General features: G+C 45.0%; 1 protein-coding gene. It reads left to right on the forward strand.

Annotated features, from left to right (window positions below; all coding sequences use genetic code 11):
* On the forward strand, nucleotides 1-597 hold a 597-nt coding region (locus IEX12_RS23185; protein WP_188726000.1), incomplete at its 5' end, for an IS200/IS605 family accessory protein TnpB-related protein.
* Nucleotides 598-622 lie beyond the last annotated feature (25 nt).

A 622-nucleotide genomic window follows, 5' to 3' on the forward strand; every position in this document is an offset into this window, starting at 1 on the left:
CAGTTACTTTCATCCTGCACATTACCATTTAAGCTGGAAGGCAAAACGTCAGGGCAAATTACCAAGATCATCGAAGCTGAAGCGGTTGGAGTTGTAGCTATTGCCCTGAAAGCGAACAAGCCAATTGCTTTGGAAAGAATCAATACGACCACTTCCAACGTATCGAATCCGTATGGCAATAAAAAGGCAAACCGGAAAATGGCCATGTTTGCTTATAAGAAAATGATCGCCGCCATTAAATCCAGAGCAGAGAAAATAGGGGTGACTGTATATGAGATTAACCCAGCCTACACCAGCCAAATTGGCAAAATGAAATACATGAAACGATTCGGGATATCCATTCACCAGGCGGCAAGCTATGTAATTGCCAGAAGAGCAATGGGATTTCGTGAAAAACTTCCACCAGTGTTGCGTGCACTATTACCGGAGAAGATGATAGGTGCGCATCATTGGGCGCAGTGGAGGTACGTTTCCAACCACCTGAAGAAAGTGCATACACATGCATTCTATCTTTCAGAGCTTTTTGATGTAGACAGGTTTCACAAAACAGGTGAATTCTTTGTTTCGGGTGCTCTTGGCCCGCTAGACGTGGGTTAATTCAGCGTTGCCACAGGACGTGGCG

The organism is Lentibacillus populi, assembly GCA_014642895.1.
GTDB classification, from domain to species: domain Bacteria; phylum Bacillota; class Bacilli; order Bacillales; family Amphibacillaceae; genus Lentibacillus_C; species Lentibacillus_C populi.